Annotated in this window: 20 protein-coding genes and 1 tRNA gene; 4 read left to right on the top strand and 17 right to left on the bottom strand. The window is 70.4% G+C overall.

The window, feature by feature from the left end; all coding sequences use genetic code 11:
- Positions 1 to 87: 87 nt before the first annotated feature.
- From ACWCP2_RS28740 to ACWCP2_RS28730, 3 genes are all read right to left on the bottom strand, one after another.
- On the bottom strand, positions 88 to 3,066 hold the full coding sequence (locus ACWCP2_RS28740; RefSeq protein WP_450911478.1) for a Z1 domain-containing protein: 2,979 nt from the start codon (positions 3,064 to 3,066) through the stop codon (positions 88 to 90).
- A 32-nt stretch (positions 3,067 to 3,098) separates the two neighbouring features.
- Positions 3,099 to 4,643, bottom strand: a complete 1,545-nt coding sequence (locus tag ACWCP2_RS28735; RefSeq protein ID WP_450911477.1) for an ATP-binding protein — start codon at positions 4,641 to 4,643, stop codon at positions 3,099 to 3,101.
- Positions 4,644 to 5,101: 458 nt separating this feature from the next.
- Positions 5,102 to 5,183: transfer RNA gene (locus ACWCP2_RS28730), tRNA-Tyr, on the bottom strand.
- A 198-nt stretch (positions 5,184 to 5,381) separates the two neighbouring features.
- Here ACWCP2_RS28730 and ACWCP2_RS28725 point away from each other — a divergent pair.
- The 3 genes from ACWCP2_RS28725 (at position 5,382) to ACWCP2_RS28715 (ending at position 8,820) form a co-directional block, all read left to right on the top strand.
- A complete protein-coding gene (locus ACWCP2_RS28725) occupies positions 5,382 to 5,870 on the top strand; it encodes a YajQ family cyclic di-GMP-binding protein (RefSeq protein ID WP_243333311.1) in 489 nt (162 codons plus the stop codon).
- A 244-nt stretch (positions 5,871 to 6,114) separates the two neighbouring features.
- The gene (locus tag ACWCP2_RS28720) at positions 6,115 to 7,542 is read left to right on the top strand and encodes a SulP family inorganic anion transporter (protein WP_450911476.1); all 1,428 of its coding nucleotides are present in this window, start codon (positions 6,115 to 6,117) and stop codon (positions 7,540 to 7,542) included.
- 54 nt (positions 7,543 to 7,596) lie between these two features.
- Positions 7,597 to 8,820, top strand: coding sequence for an APC family permease (locus ACWCP2_RS28715; RefSeq protein ID WP_450911511.1), 1,224 nt, complete (start codon positions 7,597 to 7,599; stop codon positions 8,818 to 8,820).
- Here the strand turns inward: ACWCP2_RS28715 and ACWCP2_RS28710 are convergent.
- From ACWCP2_RS28710 to ACWCP2_RS28645, 14 genes are all read right to left on the bottom strand, one after another.
- Positions 8,804 to 9,349 carry an SMI1/KNR4 family protein gene (locus ACWCP2_RS28710; RefSeq protein ID WP_450911475.1) on the bottom strand — a complete coding sequence of 182 codons (546 nt, stop codon included), beginning with the start codon at positions 9,347 to 9,349 and terminating at the stop codon, positions 8,804 to 8,806. The genes ACWCP2_RS28715 and ACWCP2_RS28710 overlap by 17 nt on opposite strands.
- A 70-nt stretch (positions 9,350 to 9,419) precedes the next feature.
- Entirely contained in the window at positions 9,420 to 10,436 is a 1,017-nt protein-coding gene (locus ACWCP2_RS28705) for a glycosyltransferase family 2 protein (RefSeq protein WP_450911474.1), read from the bottom strand.
- Positions 10,437 to 10,538: 102 nt separating this feature from the next.
- The gene (locus ACWCP2_RS28700) at positions 10,539 to 10,931 is read right to left on the bottom strand and encodes a YccF domain-containing protein (protein ID WP_450911473.1); all 393 of its coding nucleotides are present in this window, start codon (positions 10,929 to 10,931) and stop codon (positions 10,539 to 10,541) included.
- Positions 10,928 to 11,791 (bottom strand): zinc metalloprotease HtpX, encoded by an 864-nt coding sequence (htpX, locus tag ACWCP2_RS28695; RefSeq protein ID WP_383948125.1) that lies wholly within the window; start codon positions 11,789 to 11,791, stop codon positions 10,928 to 10,930. The genes ACWCP2_RS28700 and htpX overlap by 4 nt, the downstream gene beginning before the upstream one ends.
- Before the next feature lie 266 nt (positions 11,792 to 12,057).
- The gene (locus ACWCP2_RS28690; protein WP_450911472.1) at positions 12,058 to 13,728 is read right to left on the bottom strand and encodes an NADH-quinone oxidoreductase subunit N; all 1,671 of its coding nucleotides are present in this window, start codon (positions 13,726 to 13,728) and stop codon (positions 12,058 to 12,060) included.
- On the bottom strand, positions 13,725 to 15,293 hold the full coding sequence (locus ACWCP2_RS28685) for a complex I subunit 4 family protein (RefSeq protein ID WP_450911510.1): 1,569 nt from the start codon (positions 15,291 to 15,293) through the stop codon (positions 13,725 to 13,727). Before ACWCP2_RS28685 ends, ACWCP2_RS28690 begins: the two co-directional genes overlap by 4 nt.
- A 38-nt stretch (positions 15,294 to 15,331) precedes the next feature.
- On the bottom strand, positions 15,332 to 17,401 hold the full coding sequence (locus ACWCP2_RS28680; RefSeq protein WP_450911471.1) for an NADH-quinone oxidoreductase subunit 5 family protein: 2,070 nt from the start codon (positions 17,399 to 17,401) through the stop codon (positions 15,332 to 15,334).
- Positions 17,398 to 17,778 (bottom strand): NADH-quinone oxidoreductase subunit NuoK, encoded by a 381-nt coding sequence (gene nuoK, locus ACWCP2_RS28675; protein WP_450911470.1) that lies wholly within the window; start codon positions 17,776 to 17,778, stop codon positions 17,398 to 17,400. Before nuoK ends, ACWCP2_RS28680 begins: the two co-directional genes overlap by 4 nt.
- Positions 17,778 to 18,347, bottom strand: a complete 570-nt coding sequence (locus ACWCP2_RS28670; RefSeq protein WP_250740898.1) for an NADH-quinone oxidoreductase subunit J family protein — start codon at positions 18,345 to 18,347, stop codon at positions 17,778 to 17,780. The genes nuoK and ACWCP2_RS28670 overlap by 1 nt, the downstream gene beginning before the upstream one ends.
- Positions 18,344 to 18,964, bottom strand: coding sequence for a NuoI/complex I 23 kDa subunit family protein (locus tag ACWCP2_RS28665; protein WP_450911469.1), 621 nt, complete (start codon positions 18,962 to 18,964; stop codon positions 18,344 to 18,346). Before ACWCP2_RS28665 ends, ACWCP2_RS28670 begins: the two co-directional genes overlap by 4 nt.
- Entirely contained in the window at positions 18,964 to 19,932 is a 969-nt protein-coding gene (locus tag ACWCP2_RS28660) for a complex I subunit 1/NuoH family protein (RefSeq protein WP_450911468.1), read from the bottom strand. Before ACWCP2_RS28660 ends, ACWCP2_RS28665 begins: the two co-directional genes overlap by 1 nt.
- Complete coding sequence (locus tag ACWCP2_RS28655) at positions 19,929 to 21,524, bottom strand: NADH-quinone oxidoreductase subunit C (protein ID WP_450911467.1); 1,596 nt, start codon at positions 21,522 to 21,524, stop codon at positions 19,929 to 19,931. The genes ACWCP2_RS28660 and ACWCP2_RS28655 overlap by 4 nt, the downstream gene beginning before the upstream one ends.
- Positions 21,521 to 22,138: an NADH-quinone oxidoreductase subunit B gene (locus tag ACWCP2_RS28650; protein ID WP_450911466.1), complete on the bottom strand. Its 618-nt coding sequence runs from the start codon at positions 22,136 to 22,138 to the stop codon at positions 21,521 to 21,523. The genes ACWCP2_RS28655 and ACWCP2_RS28650 overlap by 4 nt, the downstream gene beginning before the upstream one ends.
- Positions 22,129 to 22,536, bottom strand: a complete 408-nt coding sequence (locus ACWCP2_RS28645; protein ID WP_250740903.1) for an NADH-quinone oxidoreductase subunit A — start codon at positions 22,534 to 22,536, stop codon at positions 22,129 to 22,131. Before ACWCP2_RS28645 ends, ACWCP2_RS28650 begins: the two co-directional genes overlap by 10 nt.
- 156 nt (positions 22,537 to 22,692) lie before the next feature.
- Between ACWCP2_RS28645 and ACWCP2_RS28640 the strand changes: the two genes are divergently transcribed.
- The gene (locus ACWCP2_RS28640) at positions 22,693 to 23,886 is read left to right on the top strand and encodes a sensor histidine kinase (RefSeq protein ID WP_450911465.1); all 1,194 of its coding nucleotides are present in this window, start codon (positions 22,693 to 22,695) and stop codon (positions 23,884 to 23,886) included.
- Positions 23,887 to 24,356: the final 470 nt, after the last annotated feature.

Below are 24,356 nucleotides of genomic sequence, written 5' to 3'. Positions count from 1 at the left end.
ACACTCACGCATGCCGCCGTGAACGAGCCGCGCGACAGGCGAAGTCATCCCCCTATATACATGCAGTCTGGTCGGACTAGGGGTGACCTACTCCATGCCAGTCGTCGCAACGATCGCGTCATCCTCGTTACGGGAGTCCTTGGCTTGAAAGCGGACCAGACGACGCGAAGAATCGATCGCTGACTTCGGCGGGATCAAGGTGAATGCCATCACGACCTTGGACGGATCCGCGATGCCACGTGAAACAGCTGCCCTTACATCTGCCTCTTCCGAGCCTTCAACGACCGGATAGATCAGTGCAACGCCCGTCCTTGGCCCGACTGCCGGGCTCACATCCGACTCAAGTTCAGCAACCTCGATCATCTCCAGGGCCGCCTTCTTGTGCTCTACACCCGCGATACGGCTGAACGAGGACTTGCCGTCCTGTCGGCTGCGGCGGGCCAGTGAAAGTGGGACGGAGCCCAGGACAGAGGCCTCAACCCGGTCGTCCTGGACAGCCTGCGGGGCGATCAGCAGCCAGTCATCAACGGTGGCCAGACGGCCGTCGAGCTGAGCCAGGTAGCGGAGGTGCGGTCGGAAAATGCCCTCACGCGCCCACTCCAGCCCACTGAGCACTGAGAGCAGCTCAGCGTGGCGGACACGCGCGGTAAGCGCGGGGAAAGTTCGGCTCGTACCTGTTGGGCCCGCCGGGTAAGCGAATGGGGTTCGCTGTGAGGAGAAGACCTCAAGCAGCGGACGCCAGCGCTCCGTGTTACGCCGCAGCGAGGCCGAGTCTGTCGGGTACGCAGCCGGCTCGATTGGCTTTCCTGGCGAACGCACCTCCACGAGCTCGGCATTAAACATTTTATTACGGGTCGATGGCTTGATCCACGGAAGATGCTGCCCGACCAGAGGGGGTACCTGAGAAGGGGTTACTTGGGGTTTTCCGTCAACGAGTTCGGCGTACTGAGCGAGCTGCTGACGGAAGAGTTCCTCATCCTGACAGATGGCCTCGAAGGCTTCGTAAAGGTCGACGGTTGTCTTTTTTGTCAGCGGCTCCTCGCGGCCGATGTAGAGGCGAACGAGATCCTGATACCCCGGACGGAACCCAAACCATCGGCCCATTTGCATGAGCGTGTCAGCCTGACGAGCAGTGCGGCGATAGTACGTGACCGTGAGACCTTCGACCGTGAAGCCACGCGACAGCTTTGTTCCGCCTACGAGGATTTTCCAAACATGAGGCGTGCGGTCGAAGTCGAGATCAAGCTGCTCGAAATATTTGTCTGTATCGCCGTTGACTATCACGACAGCATTGCCCCCAGCACCGATAAGCTGGCGCGCTCGACTAACGTAGGGGCGGAGTTCGTCGTATGAGGCGGGGTTGGGCAGATCAGCCGCGCGAGCGGACGAAACTGGAGCAAAGTCGGCTGCCCACAGGGCGGCTAGGCGCGCATGACCTTCTGTAGACGTGTAACCGGCCTGATGCCACATCGAGTTGATACGCAAGGCCAATTCGGCGTGGTCGTTCGTACGCACGGACTGGTGAACCAGCATAGTGTGATGACGGAATGGGCCATCGGGGATGCCGCGGTCGGCACGGAAAAGCTTGAGAGCTCCGGTGACCACAAAACTGTCTATTGCTTCTTGGAGTCGGTCACCAGTTCCGCTGCGAATTCCTCGTACATGCACCTCCTGTTGAGAGTTGGCGACTGTGCGTTCGGCGCCCTTCAGGGTGGAGTCGAGGTCATGGAAGTCCTGGACTCCCATATACCCCTCAGGGCGCGGCAGGGAAATCAGGAAGTCGCTAGGGAAGATGTCTTGGGCATCTCCAGGATCGACAAAGACGTTTGCGAACGGAGTCGCCGTATAGCCGATGTACTGCGCGCGCGGGAGCAGCTCCAGCAGCTGCGATATGAGCTTATTGATGGCCGTGCGATCGGTGGCGCCCTTCTGCCACTTGGCGGGGTTGGAAGTGTTGACAGAAGCCTGGTCGGATTCGTCATCGATGATCAGCGCCGGCAGCTCGCCGAGAACACCGTGGACCTGCTTGAGATCCTTTACCAATTTTTCCAGAACCAGCTTATTCTTCTTGACTACCATTACGCGCGCGGCGGCATAGTGAAGGTTGGCGGGGTCGTGCAGCGGCAACGTTGGCTCACGCTTTTCGAACTCCAAGGTTCTGATCCCCTGGTCAAGACTCTTGTAGTCTTTTTCCCGAGTGGTCAGGCGCTCGATGTCAAATGCCCGCTTCGCCGAGGGGCGTCCACCATGCTGCACGAACTGGGGCCAGTCTGTGTCATCACCCACATAGTCGATATCGACAAGGGAGTCGAGGTCTGCAGGGTCCGCTCCGCGGAGGATGTTTTCCTGTCCGATTAGTTCCATGTCCAAGCGGCGCTGCGTCTGGGCACGCAGCAGATTGAGAGTGCCGCCAAGGACGATCACCAAGCGATAGCCCGCATCTAGTCCCTTTGCGATGACGCCGGTGAAGTTGGCTGTCTTGCCGGACTGCACGTATCCCACGACGAGGCCTTTGGCCTGCCGAACCGCCGTCTGCTCAGGGTCGCCGAGACGCTCGACGACCGCCCTACTGGCCTCGTCCAGGCTTGCGATCGAAGCCTCAGACCAACCCTTTCCTCTGAGTTTGGTCTCGTACGCCTGCCAGTAGAAGGAGCGTGCCGCAGCGCGCTCGGCCGTGTACCACGGGGTGTGCTCTTTAGCGATGACGATGGCGCCCGCCGTGTGAGCCACTGGTATCGCCGTGTCCATCACCTTGCGCAGGTCAGCGCCGAAGCGGAGCCGGTCATACGCAGCGGTACGGCGCTCATCAGTGCGCGGTGCTGTCGCCGGAGCCCAGGGAGACTCCTCCGCAAAGTCCCACGCTGTCAGAGATCGGGACCAGAGGATGAAAAGAGGTCCACCAGTCAGAGTCTCTTCAACCAGGCGCGCCCGAAAGGCCTCCTCCCCCAGATCAGTTCCCGGAGAATCCTCTTCGGCAATAAGAGTGGCAAACTTCTCAAAATGGCGTGGACTCGCCTTCATCCCATTCAGGACTTCGGTGTGGACTGCCAGAAGCGTATCGGTCATGTCAGCTTCCCCCATTCAGAAACGACGGTAGGTCAATAATCGATCCGGTTCCGGCGCTCGCGCTGAGCTTGGACCGCCGCGAATAGTATGCTGTTCCAGTATTCCATTCGGTCAGCACGCCTCTTCTCCCAGCGGCCGAGACCAAAGCAATCTTGGAGTAGCAGATAAAGCAATGCCTTGGTGACCGGCGCATCATTTGCCCCGCCCCGCCGCCCATCGTTGAAGTCCTCACGGAATTCTCTATTGATAAGAATAATATGGTTCTCGCGGTCTAGCTGGAAGAACTGCCCATCAGGCAAGGCAACCCAGTCCATTCGGATAGGCTCCTCACCGTTTTTCAGCGGCAGCTCTTCGCGAACAGCGCGCTTAACCTTCGGGTCGAGCCCTTTTCCGGGCTCGATGACGGAAGGTCTTTCAATGTTCGACCGGGAATTTCCTTCACGGTAGGTGACTTGCGCATCGAGGATATAGGAGCTCCATTCGGCACCTGCTGCATCGACCGCCTCGTGCACTCCTAGAGTGAAGGCGGGCGTAACCTCGACTCCATCCTTCTTTACCGAAAGGCTGAAAACGTCATTGACTTCGTCTGGTAGATCGACGGCTACACGCGCTAGCGCCAGATGGCCCTCGGGGCTGCGGAGATTACTCCATCCACCAGCCTGCACCAGGCGATCATTTCGATAGAAGTAGAAACCCTGACGATCATGCACTGCGCCAATCTGCCGGAACCCCGCAAGATTGGATCTGGAAGGCCAGATGTGCGCCTCAAGTCCTACACGCCCCACTCCCTCTACCGAGGCAGTGAACTTCTTCGGATATCCAGCTCTTCCAGTCAACTTGTAGCCGAATGGGTCGAGCGCATCCACGCTTATATGATCGGTTTCCTCACCCGTTGCCACGTCCCAAACGGCTATGTCAAGCTTCAATCCTCGACTCAGAAACCGATGCAAGTAGAGACCGAGGTGCGTCTCAAGACGCGAAATAGCTTTTGAGAGAAACTGTTCGCTTTGGCCCGGCGCCACGGTTTCAAAGGCCCGTACCCGGTCCCAGCGCACGATCGTTCCCTGCCACTCGATCAGGCCGTCATAGACATCGATCTGCTGCTGGGCAAACGCCGACTCAACTGTGTCGCATCGGAAGCCGTCTTCGATGCCTTCTGCGGTCAACTTGCGGCCGGCCGCACGGCTGCGCCTGGTGCGGCTGATGACGGTGAGTGATCGAGCATGCGAGAGGGAGGCGGCTTTGAGGCCCGTGCCATACATGCCGAGTGCATCGGCTCCGTAGTCGCGGCGACGGCCGACAGTCATGGCTCGGTCGAGGCCCGCATCGTCCATGCCTCGCCCGTTGTCCAGGACCAGCAAGGACACGATGCGGGCATCGGCGCGGAGAAAGTGCACCACGATGGCGTCCGCTTTGGCATCGACTGCGTTGTCGACGAGGTCTGCTACGGCCGCCTCGAAGCTATACCCCTGGTTGGTTAGCGCCTTGGCGTACCCGGCATCCGGGGGCAGCCGGGTGCTTCCGCTGATCGGGACGTCGTACTGCCAGCTGGAGGGCAGTGAGGTGGAGGAGGGCATGCGTTTCTGTTCCTTTGCGCAGGTGGGCCCCGTGTGGGGGGAACAGCGGCCCGTCACCGATGCAGCATTCTACGTAGACGCGGGGTCAACGGGAGGTGTTCGTCACATGATCGACGCGCACGCCTCCCATACCCATATCGGCACGACTTCCGCCGCAGGATGCTTACGCACGGCTCAGCACCGGGCGCTCAGATCTCCGCGCACACGCCGCAGGTGTCCAACGGTGCCTGAGCTGCCCTTGTGCGCTATGCCCCAAGGTGCGGCCCGTCCTGACGCGAAGCGGCCGAGGAAGGCCGAGCGTCCGGTCAGGGATGAAGTTCCCGTCCACGCTCCGTCCACAGACGCTGGTAGAGAGCGTGCGTCAACGAGACAGAGCGAGACAGTCGACTGTCCGTGTTCGAAAACGAAAGAACCCCCGTTCACTGCGTTTCCGCAGATGAACGGGGGTCCCACTCGCGTGGCGGCGCCAGGGTTCGAACCTGGGTAGGCTGAGCCGGCAGATTTACAGTCTGCTCCCTTTGGCCACTCGGGCACACCGCCATGATCGCTGCCATCTTTCCGCCTTGCGGCGGCGCTCCGTGGCAACGACGTAAACGATACCCGATGACCGGGGGTGCTTCGCCACCGGATTGATCAGCACCGCACGGGGGCACGGTGGCTAGGCTTTGCGGAGCGGTCCGGGGATGTCCGGCCGCGCCCTTCGGGGCCGCCACCACCGACTTCAAGGAGCCACAGCACATGGCCGACTCCAGTTTCGACATCGTCTCGAAGGTCGAGCGGCAGGAGGTCGACAACGCCCTCAACCAGTCCGCCAAGGAGCTCTCGCAGCGCTACGACTTCAAGGGCACCGGCGCCACGATCGCCTGGTCCGGCGAGAAGATCCTGATGGAGGCGAACTCCGAGGAGCGCGTCAAGGCCGTCCTGGACGTCTTCGAGACCAAGCTGGTCAAGCGCGGGATCTCCCTCAAGGCGCTCGACGCCGGTGAGCCGCAGCTGTCCGGCAAGGAGTACAAGATCTTCGCCACGATCGAGGAAGGCATCTCCCAGGAGAACGCCAAGAAGGTCGCGAAGATCATCCGTGACGAGGGCCCCAAGGGCGTCAAGGCCCAGGTCCAGGGCGAGGAGCTGCGCGTCAGCTCCAAGAGCCGCGACGACCTCCAGGAAGTCCAGGCCCTCCTCAAGGGCAAGGACCTGGACTTCGCGATCCAGTTCGTGAACTACCGCTGATCACCGGCTTCGGCCTCGGCTCAGCCCGCACTCCGGCCCGGCGGTCCTTCGAGGACCGCCGGGCCGCGGTCGTTGGGCTGCGGCGGTGCTCCGCGCGCGGTGTCGCGGGACCGGCGCGCGGTGGGTGTGTGCCCGGCGTGAGCGGCGTACGCGCTCGCGGCGCCCTCCGTGTGCACTTGGGCGGCGGGCAGTGCGCCCACCAGGGTGAGGGGTGTCCGTCCGCACCTCGACAGGGGGTTCCCGTATGCCTGGGGCCGGCACGCTACGTGAAGACTTCGGGGCGTCCGTGGTGGTCGCCCTGGTCGCGCTACCGCTCTGCGTCGGAGTGGCCGTCGCCTCCGGGGTACCGGCCGAACTCGGGATCGTCACCGGGGTGGTGGGCGGGCTCGTCACCGGCTGGTTCCGGGGCAGCGCGCTCCAGGTGAGCGGCCCGGCCGCCGGGCTCACCGTGCTCGTCTACGAGGCCGTGCGGACGTACGGGCTGCCCGCGCTCGGCGTGCTCGTCCTGGCCGCCGGCCTGGTGCAGCTGGCCATGGGCGCGCTGCGGTTCGGCCGCTGGTTCCGGGCGATCTCCGTGGCCGTCGTGCACGGGATGCTGGCCGGTATCGGGCTCGTGCTGATCGCCGGTCAGCTGTACGCCCTGGCCGGTGCGCAGGCCCCGGCGCGGACCCTGGAGAAGCTGGGCGGGGTGCTGGAGCTCGGCGGGCGCGCCGACTGGACCGCCGTGGCGCTCGGGGCCGGTACCGTCGCGGTCCTGGTGGCCTGGCGGCGGATGCCCGACCGGCTGCGGCTCGTTCCGGGTGCGCTCGTCGGGGTCGCCGCCGCGACCGCCGCGGCCGTGCTGCTGCACCTCCCGGTGGAGCGGGTCCGGGTCACGGGCGTCCTGTCGGCCGTGGCCCCGCCGGGCTGGGGGGACTTCGGGGTGCTGGCCTCCGTGGGGGCCGTCGGGACCGTGGTCGCGCTGGCGCTGATCGCCTCCGCCGAGACGCTGTTCAGTGCGGCGGCCGTGGACCGCATGCACGACGGGGCGCGGACCGACTACGACCGCGAACTGGTCGCCCAGGGCGTCGGGAACACCCTCTGCGGACTGCTCGGAGCCCTGCCGATGACCGCCGTCATCGTCCGCAGCGCGGCCAACGTCGAGGCCGGCGCCCGCACTCGGGCCTCCCGGATCCTGCACGGCGGCTGGCTGCTGCTGTTCGCCGTGGCCGTCCCCGGACTGCTGGAGGCCGTCCCGCTCGCCGCGCTGGCCGGGGTGCTGCTGCACGCCGGCTGGAAGCTGCTGCCGGTGCGGGCGGTGGCCGCCCTGTGGCGGTCGCACCGGGGCGAGGCGGTCGTCCTGGTGGCGACGGCCTCGGCGATCGTGGCCACCAACCTCTTCGAGGGGGTGCTCGCCGGCCTGGGGCTCGCCGTCGCCAAGGCGGCCTGGGAGACCTCCCACGTCCACATCGAGCCGGTGTGGGAGGGGGACGAACTGCGCGTGCGGATCCTGGGGAACGCCAGCTTCCTGCGGCTGCCCAAACTCCTCGACGAGCTGGACGCGCTGCCCCGCGGCGGAGCCGTCCACCTCGACCTGAGCGGGCTGCGCCACCTCGACCACGCCTGCCTGACCGCGCTGGACGGCTGGGAACGCAGCCGCACGCCCGTCCCCGGCAGGGAGGGCGTCATCTAGGCCGGATACCCTCCGGCCGTGAACGCCACGGAATCCCATGCCCCGCACGGCGGGATGAAGCGCACGCTGGGCGTCTTCGACGCCGTCGTCGTCGGGCTCGGCGCCATGATCGGCGCCGGGATCTTCGCCGCGCTGGCCCCGGCGGCGCGCGCGGCCGGCAGGGCGCTCCTCGGGGCGCTCGCGCTGGCGGCCCTGGTGGCGTACTGCAACGCGCACTCCTCGGCCCGGCTCGCCGCCCGCTACCCCTCCTCGGGCGGCACCTATGTGTACGGACGCGAACGGCTCGGGCCCTTCTGGGGTTACCTGGCCGGCTGGGGCTTCGTCGTCGGCAAGACGGCCTCGTGCGCGGCGATGGCCCTCACGGTCGGGGCCTACGTGTGGCCCGGGCACCAGCACGCGGTGGCCGTGGCGGCCGTGGTGGCACTGACCGCGGCGAGCTACGGCGGGGTGCAGAAGTCCGCCCGGATCGCACGGGTGATCGTGGCGGCGGTACTGGCCGTTCTGGCCGGGGTCGTGGTGGCGTGCCTGTCCTCCGGCGCGGCCGACGCCGGCCGGCTCGGCGGCTCGGACTGGGCGGCGGCCGGGCTGCTCCAGGGCGCCGGGCTGCTGTTCTTCGCCTTCGCGGGGTACGCCCGGATCACCACCCTGGGCGAGGAGGTGCGTGACCCGGAGCGCACGATCCCGCGGGCGGTTCCCCTCACCCTGGGGATCGCCCTGCTGGTCTACGCCGCGGTCTCGGTGGCGGCGCTGTCGGTGCTGGGCGCCGACGGTCTGGGGCGGTCGGTGGCCCCGCTGGCCGACGCCGTGCGCGCGGCCGGGTGGCCCGGGCTGACTCCCGTCGTCCGGGCGGGCGCGGCCCTGGCGGCGCTGGGCTCGCTGCTGGCCCTCGTACTCGGGGTGTCGCGGACCGCCCTGGCGATGGCGCGGGACGGCCATCTCCCGCGTGCGCTGGCCGCCGTACATCCCCGGCATCAGGTGCCGCACCACGCCGAGCTCGCGGTGGGCGCGGTGGTGGCGGTGCTCGCGGCCGCCACCGATCTGCGGGGCGCGATCGGATTCTCCTCCTTCGGCGTGCTCGCCTACTACGCGATCGCGAACGCCTCCGCGTGGACTCTCGATTCAGGTGTCAAGGACCGGGCCGTGGCAGCGGTGGGACTGTCCGGCTGCGTGGTGCTGGGCTGCTCGCTGCCCGCCGCGTCGACGCTCGCGGGGGCTTCGGTACTGGCGCTGGGCGCGCTGGTCCACGGCGTGCGCCGGCGGCTCACACGCGGGCTCTGAAGCCCGCCCAGGGGGTCAGCTCCAGGTCCCACTCCTCCCCCGCGCCCGATTCCTCGCTGAACCAGGCGCTGCCGTCGAGCCAGCCGCGCAGCCAGTCGGCGAGCGCCGGCGATTCGAGGAACCAGGCGAGCTCCGGATCGCCCGAGTTGGGTTCGAACAGGAGGACCTGGGCGGTTTCCGAACGGCAGTCCACGCAGGCGCGCAGGGCGCATCCGAGGTCGGCTATGGGCAGGACGCCCTCGGGCCAGCGCCAGGCCGACGCGCGCATCGCGGTGTATTCGGCGACGGCTCGCTCCAGGGGCAGCAGGCCGTACTCGGGCCCGAAGCCGCCGTCCGCCACGCGGGTGTGCAGGGCCGCGAGGCGGGGCGGCAGGGCGAAGCCCAGGGCGGCTTCGGCCCGGTGCAGCTCCGCGCGGGACAGGGGCGCAGCAAGGGGCGCGTCCGGGGCGCCTGTGGCCGCGTACCGCCCCTGCCGGGAGCTGTGCGCACGGTCGGCGGCTTGCTTCAGCAACTGCTCGGTCTCGTTCATGCACAGAGAGTGACATCCCCCACTGACAATCGCCCTGACCTGGGACTTCGTCCGCGCCGCCGGAGGGGGATCAGTCCGCTTCGCGCTCCGTTTTCGGCGCCGGGGCGTGCGAGTCGTACCCGACGAAGAAGGTGGGCCGGCGCTGCACCGCCGTGTAGATGCGGCCGATGTACTCGCCGAGCAGGCCGACGCAGATCAGCTGCACCCCGCCGAGGAACAGCATCACGATGAACAGGGAGGTCCAGCCGGGGACGGTCTTGCCCTTCAGGTAGACCGCCAGGGTGGCGCCCACCATCAGGAGGCAGCCGAAGAAGCTGGCCACGCCCAGCCAGGTCGCCAGACGCAGCGGGGCGGCGGAGAAGTTGATGACGCTGTCGACGCCCAGCCGGAGCATCTTGCTCAGCGGGTACTTGGTCTCGCCCGCCACCCGCTCCTCGCGCTGGTAGGCGACCTGGCCGCTGGGGAAGCCGAGCCACGGCACGAGCAGCCTGTACACCTGGTGCTGGTCGGGCATCGCCTTGACCGCGTCGACCGCCGCGCGGCTGAGCAGCCGGAAGTCGCCCGCCTGGGCGGGCACCTGCTTGCCGACCAGGCGGCGCACCAGCCAGTAGTACGCGCCGGCCGTGTGGCGCTTGAATCCGGTGTCGGTGCTGCGGTCGGCCCGGACCCCGTAGACGATGTCGAGGCCGTCCGCGCGGGCCAGGTCGAGCATCTCCGGGATCTTCTCCGGCGGGTCCTGGAGGTCCGCGTCGATGCTGGCCACGTACGCGCCCGAGGCGCTGTGCAGGCCCGCGGTGAGGGCGGCCTGGTGGCCGGAGTTCCCGCGCAGCCGCACGACGCGCAGCTCGGGCCATTTCACCTGGAACTCGGTGAGGAGCTCCGCGGTGCGGTCCTTGCTGCCGTCGTCGACGGCGACGACCTCGTAGCGGACTGCCATGGCGTCCAGTGCCGGGCGCAGCCTGCCGACCAGGGCCGGCAGCGCGTCCTCCTCGTTGTACATCGGCACGACCACCGAGAGGGTCACGGCGGGCTCGGAGGGCTCGGAGAACTCGTAGGGCTCAGAGGGCTCAGAGGGCTCAGTCGACATCGGTTCTTCCCTGCCCGTTGTGCGTGCCGCTCGTCCGCGTCACTCCTCCGCAACCCGGAACCTTAATACGAGCGGATGAACCGGCTCCGGGCCCGGCGCGGTTCAGCGTGAGGCGAAGGGGGCGTCCGTGGGGACGATCTCGCGGCCCAGCGGGAGCAGGGAGAGCGGGACCATCTTGAAGTTGGCGATGCCGAACGGGATGCCGATGATCGTGAGGCACAGTGCGATGCCGGTGACGATGTGGCCGAGGGCCAGCCACCAGCCGGCCAGGACCAGCCACAGCACGTTCCCGACGCAGGACGCGGCGCCGGCGTCGCGCCGCTCGACGGCGGTGTATCCGAAGGGCCACAGGGCGTACACCGCGATGCGGAACGAGGCTATGCCGAAGGGGATTCCGATGATGGTGATGCAGAGGATGACGCCCGCCAGGCAGTAGCCGAGGAAGAGCCAGACTCCGCTGAGCACGAGCCAAATGATGTTCAGGATGGTCTTCACTGGCTGCGTCCTGCCATCTGTTCGAGCCGGGCGATGCGCTCGGCCATCGGGGGGTGCGTGGAAAACATCTTGGACAATCCCTCGCCGGGGCGGAAGGGATTGGCGATCATCATGTGGCTCGCGGTCTCGATCCGCGGCTCGGCCGGCAGCGGGAGCTGCTTGGTGCCGGCGTCCAGCTTGCGCAGGGCGCTGGCGAGGGCGAGCGGGTCCCCGGTGAGCTGGGCCCCGGAGGCGTCCGCCTCGTACTCGCGCGAGCGGCTGATGGCGAGCTGGATCACGGAGGCCGCAAGCGGGCCCAGGATCATGATCAGCAGCATGCCGAAGAGGCCCGGCCCCTCGTCGTCGTTGGAACGGCCGATGGGGATCAGCCAGGCGAAGTTGACCAGGAACATGATCACGGAGGCGAGCGCGCCCGCGACGGACGAGATGAGGATGTCGCGGTTGTACACGTGGCTGAGCTCGTGGCCGATGACCCCGCGCAGCTCGCGCTCGTCGAGTATCCGCAGGATGCCCTCGGTGCAGCAGACCGCGGCATTGCGCGGGTTGCGGCCGGTGGCGAAGGCGTTGGGAGCCTCGGTCGGGGAGATGTAGAGCCGGGGCATGGGCTGGCGCGCGGACGTGGAGAGCTCGCGCACCATGCGGTAGAGCTCGGGGGCCTCGAACTCGCTGACGGGCCGGGCCCGCATCGCGCGCAGGGCGAGCTTGTCGCTGTTCCAGTACGCGTAGGCGTTGGTGCCGAGGGCCACGAGGACGGCGACGATCAGTCCGCCCCGGCCGAAGAAGCTTCCGATGAGGATGATGAGGGCCGACAGACCACCGAGGAGTACGGCGGTCTTCAGCCCGTTGTGCCGGCGGTGCACGGTGCGCCCTCCAAGTGGTGCGGCAGGGGGACCCGTCCAGGATCTGGGGATCGGAGGGCCTACGGTCCAGTGGACCCTTCCTTCCTGGTCAACGCGAGGTGAGGGCGCCAGGTTCCCCGGGCACGCCCGTCCCCGCCGCCCCGGTGGGCCGGGGGGCGGGGCTGTGGCGGGCGCCGCGCGGGTTAGGCCGTACGGGTTACGGGCGCGGGGCCGGTCACGGCGCAGGCCGGGCGCGGCACGGCTCCGGCAGCCCTCCGGCGGCGGCTCTACAGCGGGAAGAGGCTGCCCGTGGCGAAGCGCAGGACGAGCTGCGGGGCACCCGACAGGACCAGGGCGGTGCCGGCGGTGAGCACGATGGCCGCCGTGACGGGCCAGGGGGTGCCCGTACGGGGCTGCGCGGCCTCCTGGACGCCCTCCTGGGCGCCTTCCCGTGCCGTGTCCGCGTCGGGGGCCCGGAAGAGCAGGGCGGTCCAGCGCAGGTAGTAGTACAGCGCGACGACGACGTTGACGGCCATGACGACGGCGAGCCAGCCCAGGCCCGCGTCGACCGCCGAGCGGAAGACGGTGACCTTCGCGAAGAGCCCGATGATGCCCGGCGGCAGACCGGCCAGGCAGAGCAGGAAGAAGGCCATCGCGAGGGCGGCGAGCGGGCTCTGCGCGTACAGTCCCCGGTAGTCGGCGAGCCGGTGCAGCGGCTTCGTACGGGCCACCAGGGCGGCCACGGCGAAGGCGCCGAGGTTCACGGCTGCGTACATGAGGGCGTAGGCGACGGTGGAGCCGATCTGGTCGCGGCCGGCGTAGGCGGCGGCCGCGATCGGGACCAGCAGGTAGCCGGCCTGGCCGACCGAGGACCAGGCGAGCAGCCGTACGGCGCCGTTCGGGCGGTCGGCGGACTGGCGCAGGGCCGCCGCGTTGCCGAGGGTCATGGTGAGCGCGGCGAGGACGGCGAGGGCCGGGCCCCAGACGTCGGAGTACGCGGGGAAGGCGATCACCGTGACGAGGATGAGGCCGGTGAAGCCGACGGCCTTGCCGATGACCGACAGGTATCCGGCGACGGGCAGCGGGGCACCGACGTAGGTGTCCGGGACCCAGAAGTGGAAGGGGACCGCGGCCGTCTTGAAGGCGAAGCCCACCAGGGTGAGCGCGACGCCGGCCATGGCGAGGGTGTCGAGCTGTCCGGGGACGTGTCCGAGCCGGTCGGCGACCTGGGTGAGGTGCAGGGAGCCCGTGGCGGCGTAGACGAAGCTGACGCCCATCAGGGACACGGCGGTGGCCGTGACGGAGGACAGGAAGAACTTGAGGGCGGCCTCGGAGGAGAGCCGGTCGCCGCGGCGCATGCCGACGAGGGCGAAGGCGGGCAGCGAAGCGACTTCGAGGGCGACGATCAGGGTGGCGAGGTCGCGGGATGCGGGCAGCAGGGCCGCGCCGGCGGCGGAGGAGAGCAGCAGGAACCAGTACTCGCCGGCCGGCATGCGCGCCTCGCGGACGGCGGTGACCGACAGCAGGGCGGTGACCAGGGCGCCGCCCAGGACGAGGAACTGCACGACCAGCGCGAAGTGGTCGGCGGCGTAGCTGCACGCGGCGGAATCCGCCGTACCCGGGCCGGTGAGGCAGAAGGTGCTGCGGTCACCGGCGCGCAGCGGCAGCAGGGTGGCGGTCGCGGCGGCCAGTCCGGCCACGGAGATCCAGCCGAGGAGCGGCTTGCGGCGCTCCGGTACGAAGAGGTCGGCGACCAGGACGAGCAGGCCGACGGCGGCGGTGATGACGACCGGCGCGATGGCGAGCCAGTCGACGGACTGGACCAGGCTGGGCGCTCCGGCGCCGGCGTCGGCCGCGGCGATCGCGAACGGCCGGCCGAGCGGCTGGGCGAACGGCTGCACGAGCGGCAGGGCGATCGGCTGGGCGATCGGCTGGACCAGGGACTGAAGGACCGTCATGAGTTCCCTCCCGCGAGGAGCTTCTGGACGGCCGGGTCGGTGAGGCCGAGGAGGACCGCGGGCCACAGGCCGGCGAGGAGGGTGAGGGCGACGAGCGGGCTCCAGGCGGCGTACTCGTAGCGCTGGATGTCCGCGAGGACCACCGGGGCGGCGGCGCTCTCGCGCGCGGCCTTCGGGTCGCCCATGCACACCCGCCGTACGACGATCAGAAGATAGGCGGCCGTGAGCAGGGTGCCGAACGCGCCGACGGCCATGTACGTGAGGAACGCGGGCCGCGACAGGCCCTCGGCGGGGTCGAACGCGCCGAAGAGCGCCAGCATCTCGCCCCAGAAACCGGCCAGGCCGGGGAGGCCGAGCGAGGCGATCGCGGCGAAGGCGAGGAGGGCTCCGAAGCGCGGGGCGCGGCCGTAGAGGGCCGCTCCGGTGGCTCCGGCGAGGGTGTCGAGATCGGCCGTGTTGTAACGGTCTTTGAGCGAACCGACAAGAAAGAAGAGAAGGCCGGTGATCAGACCGTGCGCGACGTTGGCGAACAGCGCGCCGTTCACGCCGGTGGGAGTCATGGACGCGATACCGAGGAGGACGAAGCCCATGTGGCCGACGGAGGAGTACGCGATGAGGCGCTTGAGGTCGCCCTTGTTGCCCTTGCGGGCGAGGGCGAGGCAGGCCAGGGACCCGTAGACGATGCCGACGGCGGCGAAGGCGCCCAGGTACGGGGCGAAGGTGGCCATGCCGTCGGGGGTGGCGGGCAGCAGGATCCGGACGAACCCGTAGGTGCCCATCTTCAGCAGGACGCCCGCGAGGAGGACGGAGCCGACGGTGGGGGCGGCGGTGTGGGCGTCCGGCAGCCAGCTGTGCAGCGGCCACATCGGGGTCTTCACGGCGAGGCCGGTCCCGATGGCGAGGACGGCCAGGATCTGGGTGGTGTGGGACAGTCCGCGGCCGTTGTCGGAGGCGAGCGCCACCATGTCGAACGTGCCGCTGTTCAGCCCGATCAGCAGCAGGCCGAGCAGCATCACCACGGAGCCGAGGAGGGTGTAGAGGATGAACTTCCAGGCGGCCGCCTGCCGCTGAGCACCGCCCCAGCGGGCGATCAGGAAGTACATCGGGATGAGGACCATCTCGAAGGCGAGGAAGAACAGCAGCAGGTCGAGGACGGCGAAGGTGGCGAGGGTGCCGGACTCCAGGACCAGGAGCAGGGCGACGAAGGCCTTCGCGGAGGGGCCCGCGGGGAGCTTGAAGTAGCTGTAGAGCGCGCAGAGGAAGAACAGCAGCGCGGTCATCAGGAGGAGGGGGAGCGAGATGCCGTCGATGCCGAGGTGGATCCGGACGTTCAGGGCCTGGATCCAGCTGATGTCCGTCGTCGCCTGGAAGCGGGACGGGGCGTCGTGGTCGAAGCCCGCGGCGAGGACGATCGCCGCGGCGAGGATGGCACCGGTCACGGTCACACCGTGGCGGAGGACGGCCTGTTCGGGGCTCTTGCCCTTCAGTCCGGGCGGGGCGGGCAGGAGGGCGGCGACGGCGCCGACGAGCGGGCCGGCCACGACGAACGCCAGAAGGAACTGCATCACGGACGGGCTGATATCAATCACGGCTGACTCACGGCTCACGATCCGGCGTTGACGTTGGCGAGGACGGCGGTGGCGATCGCCAGGACCACGGCGCCGGCGAGCAGGGCGCTCAGGTAGCTCTGCACGTTGCCGGTCTGGGTGCGGCGTACGAGGCCGCCGAGCAGCCGGGGTCCGAGGCCCGCGCCACGGACGTACGTGTCCACGACCTCGCGGTCGAGGAAGCGTACGAGGGCTGCGGCGGCTCGGACGGGGCGGACGAACAGGCGGTCGTAGACGGCGTCGAGGTGGAAGCCGACGGCGGCGTGCCGGTGCAGCGGGCCGAGCAGCGCGCGGCCGGGGTCGGCGGCGGGGGCCGTGGAGACGACCGGGTGGTCGTGGGTGACCTCGGCGACTTCGGGGCTCTCGGCGGCGGACCGGGCGGCGGCAACGGACGCGGGTACCGCGGCGGTGGCGGGCACCGCGGCAGTGCCGGGCACCGCGGCGGGGGCACCGGCGGGGGCGTGCGGTCCGGCGGGGGCTGCCGGGGCCGGGGCGGCCTGGGCCTGGGCACGCTGCCACAGGGCGTAGGTGAGCACCGCGCCGACGGCGGCGGCGCCCGTGCCGAGGACCGAGGTCGTCAGCGACGGGGTGAGTTCGCGGCCGTCGAAGAAGTCGGACAGGGGCCCGGCCAGCAGGCCGAAGCCCACGGACGGGACGGCCAGCAGCCACAGCACGCCGGTCATGGCGACGGGTTCCTTGCCGTGGTCGGGGGCGGCGGCTCCCCGGCCGCGGAAGGCCATCAGCCACAGCCGGGTGGCGTAGGCGGCGGTGAGCAGCGCGGTCAGTACACCGGCGACCAGGACCACCCAGCCGGCCGCGCTCGGGGCGAGCTCCGAGTGGCCGCCGGCGGTGTGCTCGGCGGCGACGAGGACGGCTTCCTTGGAGAAGAAGCCGGCGAAGGGCGGGAAGGCGGCGAGCGCGAGCAGCGCGATCGTCATCGTCCAGAAGGCGTCGGGGATGCGCTTGGACAGGCCGTCCATGCGGGACATGGCGGCCAGGGAGTTCGTCCCCGCGGCGTGGATGATCACGCCGGCGCCGAGGAACAGCAGCGCCTTGAAGGCGCCGTGCGACAGGAGGTGGAAGACGGCGGCCGCGCGGTCGCCGACGGCCAGGGCCCCGGTCATGTAGCCGAGCTGGCCGATCGTGGAGTAGGCGAGCACCCGCTTGATGTCGTCCTGGGCCAGGGCGGCGAGGGCGGAGCCGACCATCGTGACGGCCGCCATGACGGCCAGGACCACGAGCGCGGCCCGGGAGGCCGCGAAGACGGGGAGGAGGCGCGCGACGAAGTAGACACCGGCGGCGACCATCGTCGCGGCGTGGATCAGTGCGGAGACCGGGGTGGGGCCCGCCATGGCGTCCGGAAGCCAGGTGTGCAGCGGGAACTGCGCGGACTTGCCCGCGACTCCGGCCAGCAGGAGCAGCGCGATGAGCGTCGGGTGGTCGAGTCCGCCGGCGGCGACGGTGCCCAGGATCTTGGTGATCCGGAAGGAGCCGGCGTCGGTGGCGAGCGCGAACAGGCCGATGAGGAAGGGGACGTCGCCGAGCTTGGTGACGAGGAAGGCCTTCAGGGAGGCGGACCGGGCCGCCTCGGTCTCCCAGTAGTGGCCGACCAGGAAGTACGAGCAGATGCCCATGATCTCCCAGCCGACCAGCAGCACCATCAGGTCGCCGGAGTAGACGACGAGCAGCATGGCGGAGGTGAACAGTGAGACCAGAGCGGCGTAGGACGGGTAGCGCGGGTCCTCGCGCAGGTACGCCGTCGAGTAGATCTGCACGCAGGTGGCGACGAGGCCGACGAGGACGGCCACCATGACGGCGAAGCCGTCGAGGTGGAGCGAGAGCTCGATGGGTACCGAGCCGGTCGGGGTCAGCTCGGTGGCCGTGTCGATCGCCTTGCCGCCGCCCTGACGGAAGGCGACCAGGACGGCGAGGACTCCGGCGGCCAGCGTCGGCAGGACGGCGAGCGGCTTGACGAAGCCGGGGGCGGTGCGGCCGAGCAGCAGTCCCGCCAGGGCGCCCAGGAAGGGCAGGAGGGGGACCAGTACGGCGAGGGTCGGGGTGCTCACGCGGCGGCTCCGGTCGCAGGGTTCGCGCTGTCCGGGTTCGGGCCGGCCGGGGTCGCGCCGTCCGGCTCGTGGCCCTCGGCGGTGTCGCGCAGGCGGTCGACGTCCGCGGTGCCCCGGTTGCGGTAGACCATCAGCACGATCGCGAGGCCGATGCCGATCTCGGCGGCGGCGATGGCGATGGTGAAGAGGGTCAGGGCCTGGCCGGCGTGCAGGCTGTCGCGCAGCCAGACGTCGAAGGCCACCAGGTTGAGGTTGACGGCGTTGAGCATCAGCTCGACGGACATCAGGACCAGGATGGCGTTGCGGCGGGCGAGCACTCCGTACAGGCCCGTGCAGAAGAGGAGCGCCGCCAGCACGGCGGGGTAGGCGAGGTGCATCAGCGCTGCCCGCCCTTCGGGTCGGTGGCGGGCGCGTCCTTGCGCGACAGCACGATGGCGCCGATCAGGGCCGCGAGGAGGAGGACGGAGAGCGCCTCGAAGGGCAGCACCCAGTGCCGGAAGAGGATCTCTCCCGAGACCTTGGTGGAGCCCTGGGCGGGGCCGTCGAGGTCGATCCAGGTCGTGCGGAAGGCGTCGACGACCACCCAGACGAGCGCGGCGGCCGCGACGAGGGCGACGCCGAGCGCGACCGGGCGGTTGCCGGAGTCGGCGTCCGGCGAGCGGCCGATGGGGGCCTTGGTGAGCATCAGACCGAAGAGGAGGAGGACGACCACGGAACCGAGGTAGATCAGTACCTGGACCCAGGCGATGAACTCGGCGGTGAGCAGCAGGTACTCGACGGCGATCCCGCCGAGCGCGACGACCAGCCACAGGGCGGCGTGCACGAGCTGCTTGGTGGTGACCGTGACGGCGGCCGCGCCGAGGGTGGCGAGGCCGACGAGGACGAAGGCGATCTCGACGCCGGTCGGGGAGAGGAAGCCGTTGCCTTGGGCGGCTGCGGTGATCACGCGTCTCCTTCCGGGGCCGGGGGCGTGGCCGGGGGCGTGGTGTCGGGGTTCGCCTCGGCGGCCGCTGCTGCGGCGGCTGCCGCGGCGGCCGCGGCCGCGGTCTCCGCCTTCTCCACGGCCTTGCGGGCGGCCGCGATCTCCTTGGGCTCCTCGGCTGCCGGGTCCAGGGCGGGCGGCGCCGGTACGGTCCACATCCACTCGCGCAGCTTGTCGCGCTCGTGGGTCAGTTCGTGGATGTCGGTCTCGGCGTACTCGAACTCCGGCGACCAGAACAGTGCGTCGAAGGGGCACACCTCGATGCAGATGCCGCAGTACATGCAGAGGGAGAAGTCGATGGCGAAGCGGTCGAGGACGTTGCGGCTGCGCTCACGGCCACCGGGGGCGGCGGCCGGGAGCGTCTCCTTGTGGGAGTCGATGTAGATGCACCAGTCGGGGCACTCGCGCGCGCACAGCATGCAGACCGTGCAGTTCTCCTCGAACAGGCCGATGACCCCGCGCGAGCGCGGCGGGAGTTCGGGCTGCACCTCGGGGTACTGGGCGGTGTGCGAGCGCTTCGTCATCGTGCGCAGCGTGACGGCCAGGCCCTTGGCGAGGCCGGAGCCGGGGATGGGGGGCATTACTGGATCGCCACCTTCACGATGCCGGTGAGCGCGATCTGGGCGAGCGCGAGGGGGATGAGTACGGTCCAGGCGAGCTTCTGCAGCTGGTCCTCGCGCAGCCGGGGGTAGCTCACGCGGAGCCAGATCACCACGAAGGAGAGCGCGGCGATCTTGAGCAGGGTCCAGATCCAGCCGAAGCCGTCGCCGCCGAAGGGGCCGTGCCAGCCGCCCAGGAAGAGGACGGTGGTCAGGGCGCACAGGACGACGATGCCGGCGTACTCGGCGAGGAGGAACAGCGCGAAGCGCAGGCCGGTGTACTCGGTGTAGGCGCCGAAGATGATCTCGGAGTCGGCGACGGGCATGTCGAAGGGGGGCCGCTGGAGTTCGGCGAGGCCGGCGGTGAAGAAGACGAGCCCGCCGACGATCTGCCAGGGCAGCCACCACCACTCGAAGGCACCGACGATGCCGGGGAGCGACACGGTTCCGGCGGCCATGGCGACCGAGGCCGCCGCGAGCAGCATGGGGAGCTCGTAGGCGAGCAGCTGGGCGGCGGTGCGGAGGCCTCCGAGGAGGGAGAACTTGTTCGCCGAGGCCCAGCCGGCCATGAGCGAGCCGAGCACGCCGATGCCCATGACGGCGAGCGCGAAGAAGAGCCCGGCGTCGATGACCTGGCCGACGGCGCCTTCGCCGGGGCCGATGGGGATGGCGAGGAGGACGAGGAGGTACGGGAGGAGCGCGACGGCGGGGGCGAGCTGGAAGACGCGGCGGTCGGCGTTGGCCGGGACGATGTCTTCCTTCTGCGCGAACTTGACTCCGTCGGCGACGAGCTGGGCCCAGCCGTGGAAGCCGCCGGCGTACATGGGGCCGAGGCGGCCCTGCATGTGGGCCATCACCTTGTGCTCGGTCTGCCCGACGACGAGCGGGAGCACGAGGAAGACGGCGAAGACGACGATCAGCCGCAGGGCGACGTCGAGGACGTCGTTCACGCGGCGCCTCCGGTGGGGTCGTTGGGGGTGGGGTCCGTCTCGGACCGGGGGTCGGTGGGGTCCGGCTTGGCGGAGTCCGGCCTGGCCGACTCCGGCTTGGCCGACTCCGGCTTGGCCGACTCCGGCTTGGCCGACTCCGGCTTGGCCGACTCCGGCTTGGCCGACTCCGGCTTGGCCGACTCCGGCTTGGGGGCGGGCTTGGACCCGGCCTCCTGCTCGGACTCGGGCTCGGACGCGGCGGAACTCGCCGGGCCGTCGGCCGGAGCGGGCGGTTCGGCCGGGGGCGCCGGAGCGGCCGGGGGCACCGGAGCAGCCGGAGCCGATGCGGCGGCCGATTCGGCCGGGGCCGCCGGGGTCGCCGGGTCAGCCGGTTCGGCCGGGGCAGCCGGGTCGGCCGGGTCGGCCGTTGGAGTGTCGAAGGCGGGCTTCGGGTTGTGCCAGGGGGCGTCCGCGCTGCCGCGGAGCGGGCGTGCGGGGGCCTGGGGTTCCGTCGCGGGCGTGCCCTCGGCTTCGGCCGGGGTCGCGGCGGCCCGGCTCGCGGAGCCGTCCGCGACCGAGCGCGTACGGCGCGGCGTGCGCGCGGGGGCCGGCTGCGGGGTGCCCGCCGGGCCGGACGGGGACTCCGCCTGGCTCGCGGAGCCCTCCGCGGCCGAGCGGGTACGGAGCGCCGGGCTGCCCGGGGTCGTGTCAGGTGCCGTCGGCGTGGCTTCGGCCGGAACGGGTGCCGCGTCGGCCGGGGCGCCCGCCGGGGGTGGGGTTGCCCCGGAGGCCGGGGCGGCGGCCTGGCTCGCGGAGCCGTCCGCGACCGAGCGGGAGCGGCGTACCGGGCGGGCCGGGGGTGCTTCCGCCGGGGTCTCCCCGGTGGCGCCGGTCGGCGGGGTGGCTTCGCGGGGGGCGCGGGCCGGGCGGTCGCCAGGAGCGCCGGCCGCGGCGCGCGGGGTGCGGGCCGGACGGTCGCCGGGGGCTCCGGCCGCCGCGCGGGGGGTGCGGGCGGGGCGGGCGGGGGCCGGCGGGAGCTGGCCCTTCATCGGGCCCCAGTCGTTGGGGTCGGGTACGCCCGGCGGGAGCATCTGGCGGCGCTTCGGGGCGTCCGGGTCGTGCGCCTCGCCCGGCTCCTTCGCGCCCGGCCAGGCCTTGGCGACCCGCGCCGCGAGGACGAAGTCCTTGCGCAGCGGGTGGCCCTCGAAGTTCTCGGGGAGGAGGAGCGGGACGAGGTTCGGGTGGTCCGTGAAGACGACGCCGAACATCTCGAAGGTCTCGCGCTCGTGCCATTCGGCGCCGGCGTAGACGGCGACGGCCGAGGGCAGGGAGGGCGCCGAGTGCGGGACGGTGGTCCGCAGCAGGAGGCGGCGTACGCGGTGGTTCTCCAGGGAGACCACGTGCGCGCAGATGCGGAAGCCCGTGCCCGGCTCGTCGACCGCGCTCAGCCAGTCGAAGTAGGTGCAGCCCAGCTTGTCGCGGGCGATTTCCAGGGCGGGGATCCAGCTCGCGGTGGGGACGTCGACCGTGAGGACGGAGTACGCGAAGGAGCCGACCGCTTCCTCGCCGAAGACCGTTCCCGCCGCGTCGGGGAGGGAGTCGTAGAGGTTCACGCGTGCGTCCCGGGAGCAGGGGGAGGAGACACCAGTCCGCTCGTGAGCTGCGCCGGGGACGGCGCCGGCGTGTCCGCGTAGCGGTCCGCCAGCGATTCGCGGGCGATCTTCTCCTGGAGCTTGAGGATGCCCTGGAGGAGCGCCTCGGGGCGGGGCGGGCAGCCGGGGACGTAGACGTCGACCGGGATGATCTGGTCGACGCCCTTGGTCACCGAGTACGAGTCCCAGTACGGGCCGCCGCAGTTGGAGCAGGCACCGAAGGAGATGACGTACTTGGGCTCGGGCATCTGCTCGTACAGCCGCTTGACCGCCGGGGCCATCTTGTCCGTCACCGTGCCGGAGACGATCATGAGGTCCGCCTGGCGCGGGCCGGGTGCGAAGGGGATGACGCCGAGCCGGATGAAGTCGTGGCGGGCCATCGAGGCCGCGATGAACTCGATCGCGCAGCAGGCGAGGCCGAAGTTGAAGACCCACAGGCTGTAGCGGCGGCCCCAGTTGAGGACCACCTTCATGGGCTCGGGCGCGAGGCGGGACAGGACGCCCAGCCGCTTCGGCTCCGGGAGCAGCTGCGGCTCCGACTCCGTGGCCGGGGTACCGGCCGGGGTCACAGCCATTCGAGGACGCCCTTCTTGTACGCGTAGAGCAGGCCGACGGCCAGGAAGCCGAGGAAGATGAACATCTCCACCAGCGTCGTGGCGCCGTAACCGGCGGCGGCGAACACCGTCGCCCAGGGGAAGAGGAAGATCGAGTCGACGGCGAAGATGACGTAGAGGAAGGCGTAGACGTAGTAGCGGACCTGGGTGTGCGCCCAGCCCTCGCCCACCGGGTCCACGCCGCACTCGTAGGTCAGCAGCTTCTCGCGGGTCGGGACGGACGGGCTCAGCAGGCGGTTGGCGCCGAAGGCCACCGCCACGAAGAGCACACCGAGCGCGGCCAGGAGGCCGACGACCGAATACGTCCGGAAGTAGTCCGCGGCGAGCACGGATACGGTCGATACCGTTGGTTCGGGCACGTCCGTTCCTCGTTCCTCGGCCACTGTCGACGATCAGGTTGATCTGGTACGGACGGGAGTCTAGGGCCTGGGCTCCACGGGGTGGGGTTATCCCCCGTTTACCTCGGCCCGGCTACCCCATGGCACGAGGGGGCGCGGGCTTGGCAGGGTAGGCGCATGACCGCGAGCAAGCACACCCCCGACGACGGCGCCCCTCCCCCCGTCCGCGCACCCTTCGATGCCGTGACGTGGAAGGAAATCGCCTACCTGCTGAGCAATTTGCCCGCCGCCCTCATCGGGTTCGTCTACACGGTGGTGATGGTGTCGACCGCGGGCGGTCTGTCGGTGACCGCGATCGGTCTGCCGCTGTTCGCAGGCGGTCTGTTCGTGTCTCGCCAGTTGGGACGGCTGGAACGGGCGCGGGCCCGCGACCTCCTGGGCGTACGGGTCGACGAGCCGACGCCGATGCCCGGGCCGCGCCGGTCCGGCGGGTTCTTCCCCTGGCTGTGGGCGAGCCTCAAGGACCCGGTGGCGTGGCGGACCGTGCTGTTCGAGCTGATCCGGCTGCCGTGGGCGGTGCTCACCTTCGCGGTGGCGCTGACCGGGCTGTTCGTGCTGTGGCCAGTGCTGCCGTGGGTGGTGCGCGGGCTCGCGAACGTGGACCGGGCGATGGTACGGGGCCTGCTGTCGCCCTCCGACGAGCTGGAGCGGCGCATCGCCGAGCTGGAGACCGACCGGGGTGTCGTGGTCGACACGGCGGCGGCGGACCTGCGGCGCATCGAACGGGACCTGCACGACGGGGCGCAGGCCCGGCTGGTGGCGCTGGCGATGGGGCTGGGCCTGGCGAAGGAGAAGCTGCTGGAGGACCCCGAGGGGGCGGCGGCGATGGTGGACGAGGCGCACGGGGAAGTGAAGATCGCCCTGCAGGAGCTGCGGGACCTGGCGCGCGGGATCCACCCGGCGGTGCTCACCGACCGGGGGCTGGACGCGGCACTGTCCTCGGTGGCCTCCCGGTGCCTGGTCCCGGTGAAGGTGGCCGTGGATCTGCCGGCGCGGCCGGCGGAGGCGATCGAGGGGATCGCGTACTTCGTGGTCTCGGAGCTGCTGCAGAACGTGAGCAAGCACGCGGGGCCGGGCGCGCGGGGCGCGGAGGTCGAGGTGTGGCGCACGGGTGGCTCCGCCGACGGGCGGCTGCTGATCAGGGTGTCGGACGACGGGCGGGGCGGCGCGGACGCGTCGGCCGGGTCGGGGCTGGCGGGGCTGGGCGAGCGGCTCGACGCGGTCGACGGCGTGCTGGTGGTGGAGTCCCCCGACGGGGCGGGGACCGTGGTCACGGCGGAGCTGCCGTGGCGGGAGCGGGTGGCCCGGTAGGGCCGGGGGCTCGGCCGGAGCCCCGTACCGCCCCGGGCGCCGGCGGGGCCCGGGTCTCGGCCGGAGCCCCGTACTGCCCCGGGCGCCGGCGGGGCCCCCGGGGCTCGGCCGACGCCCCGTTCCGCCCCAGGCGCCGGCAGGGCCCGGGGCTCGGCCAGCGCCCCGTACCGCCCCGGGCGCCGGCAGGGCCCGGGTCTCGGGCGGAACCCCGTACCGCCCCGGGCGCCGGCAGGGCCCGGGTCTCGGGCGGAACCCCGCACCGCCCCAGGCGCCGGCAGGGCCCGGGGCTCGGGCGGAGCCCCGTACCCCCCCCCGGGCGCCGGCAGGGCCCGGGGCTCGGGCGGAGCCGTCGCCCGGGTGTACCGCTGCGCGGGGCGGAGTTCCCCTACCCGCCCTTCCACCGTTCCCCGGGCCAGCCCGGACCCGCGCCTCACACGCCGGCGGGGCTGGGGAGGGGTGCCGGGCTACGC

The organism is Streptomyces sp. NPDC002104 (assembly GCF_053593795.1).
This window is presented reverse-complemented; position numbering and strand designations above follow the sequence as displayed.

What these genes read in the sequence shown, in the direction of transcription:
- ACWCP2_RS28665 (WP_450911469.1), bottom strand. Translation starts at nt 18,964, where the DNA reads ATGCCCCCCATCCCCGGCTCCGGCCTCGCCAAGGGCCTGGCCGTCACG.
- ACWCP2_RS28685 (WP_450911510.1), bottom strand. Translation starts at nt 15,293, where the DNA reads ATGCAGTTCCTTCTGGCGTTCGTCGTGGCCGGCCCGCTCGTCGGCGCC.
- nuoK (WP_450911470.1), bottom strand. Translation starts at nt 17,778, where the DNA reads ATGCACCTCGCCTACCCCGCCGTGCTGGCGGCGCTCCTCTTCTGCACG.
- ACWCP2_RS28725 (WP_243333311.1), top strand. Translation starts at nt 5,382, where the DNA reads ATGGCCGACTCCAGTTTCGACATCGTCTCGAAGGTCGAGCGGCAGGAG.
- ACWCP2_RS28640 (WP_450911465.1), top strand. Translation starts at nt 22,693, where the DNA reads ATGACCGCGAGCAAGCACACCCCCGACGACGGCGCCCCTCCCCCCGTC.
- ACWCP2_RS28705 (WP_450911474.1), bottom strand. Translation starts at nt 10,436, where the DNA reads ATGTCGACTGAGCCCTCTGAGCCCTCTGAGCCCTACGAGTTCTCCGAG.
- ACWCP2_RS28710 (WP_450911475.1), bottom strand. Translation starts at nt 9,349, where the DNA reads ATGAACGAGACCGAGCAGTTGCTGAAGCAAGCCGCCGACCGTGCGCAC.
- ACWCP2_RS28715 (WP_450911511.1), top strand. Translation starts at nt 7,597, where the DNA reads ATGAAGCGCACGCTGGGCGTCTTCGACGCCGTCGTCGTCGGGCTCGGC.
- ACWCP2_RS28650 (WP_450911466.1), bottom strand. Translation starts at nt 22,138, where the DNA reads ATGGCTGTGACCCCGGCCGGTACCCCGGCCACGGAGTCGGAGCCGCAG.
- ACWCP2_RS28735 (WP_450911477.1), bottom strand. Translation starts at nt 4,643, where the DNA reads ATGCCCTCCTCCACCTCACTGCCCTCCAGCTGGCAGTACGACGTCCCG.
- ACWCP2_RS28690 (WP_450911472.1), bottom strand. Translation starts at nt 13,728, where the DNA reads ATGACGGTCCTTCAGTCCCTGGTCCAGCCGATCGCCCAGCCGATCGCC.
- ACWCP2_RS28740 (WP_450911478.1), bottom strand. Translation starts at nt 3,066, where the DNA reads ATGACCGATACGCTTCTGGCAGTCCACACCGAAGTCCTGAATGGGATG.
- ACWCP2_RS28720 (WP_450911476.1), top strand. Translation starts at nt 6,115, where the DNA reads ATGCCTGGGGCCGGCACGCTACGTGAAGACTTCGGGGCGTCCGTGGTG.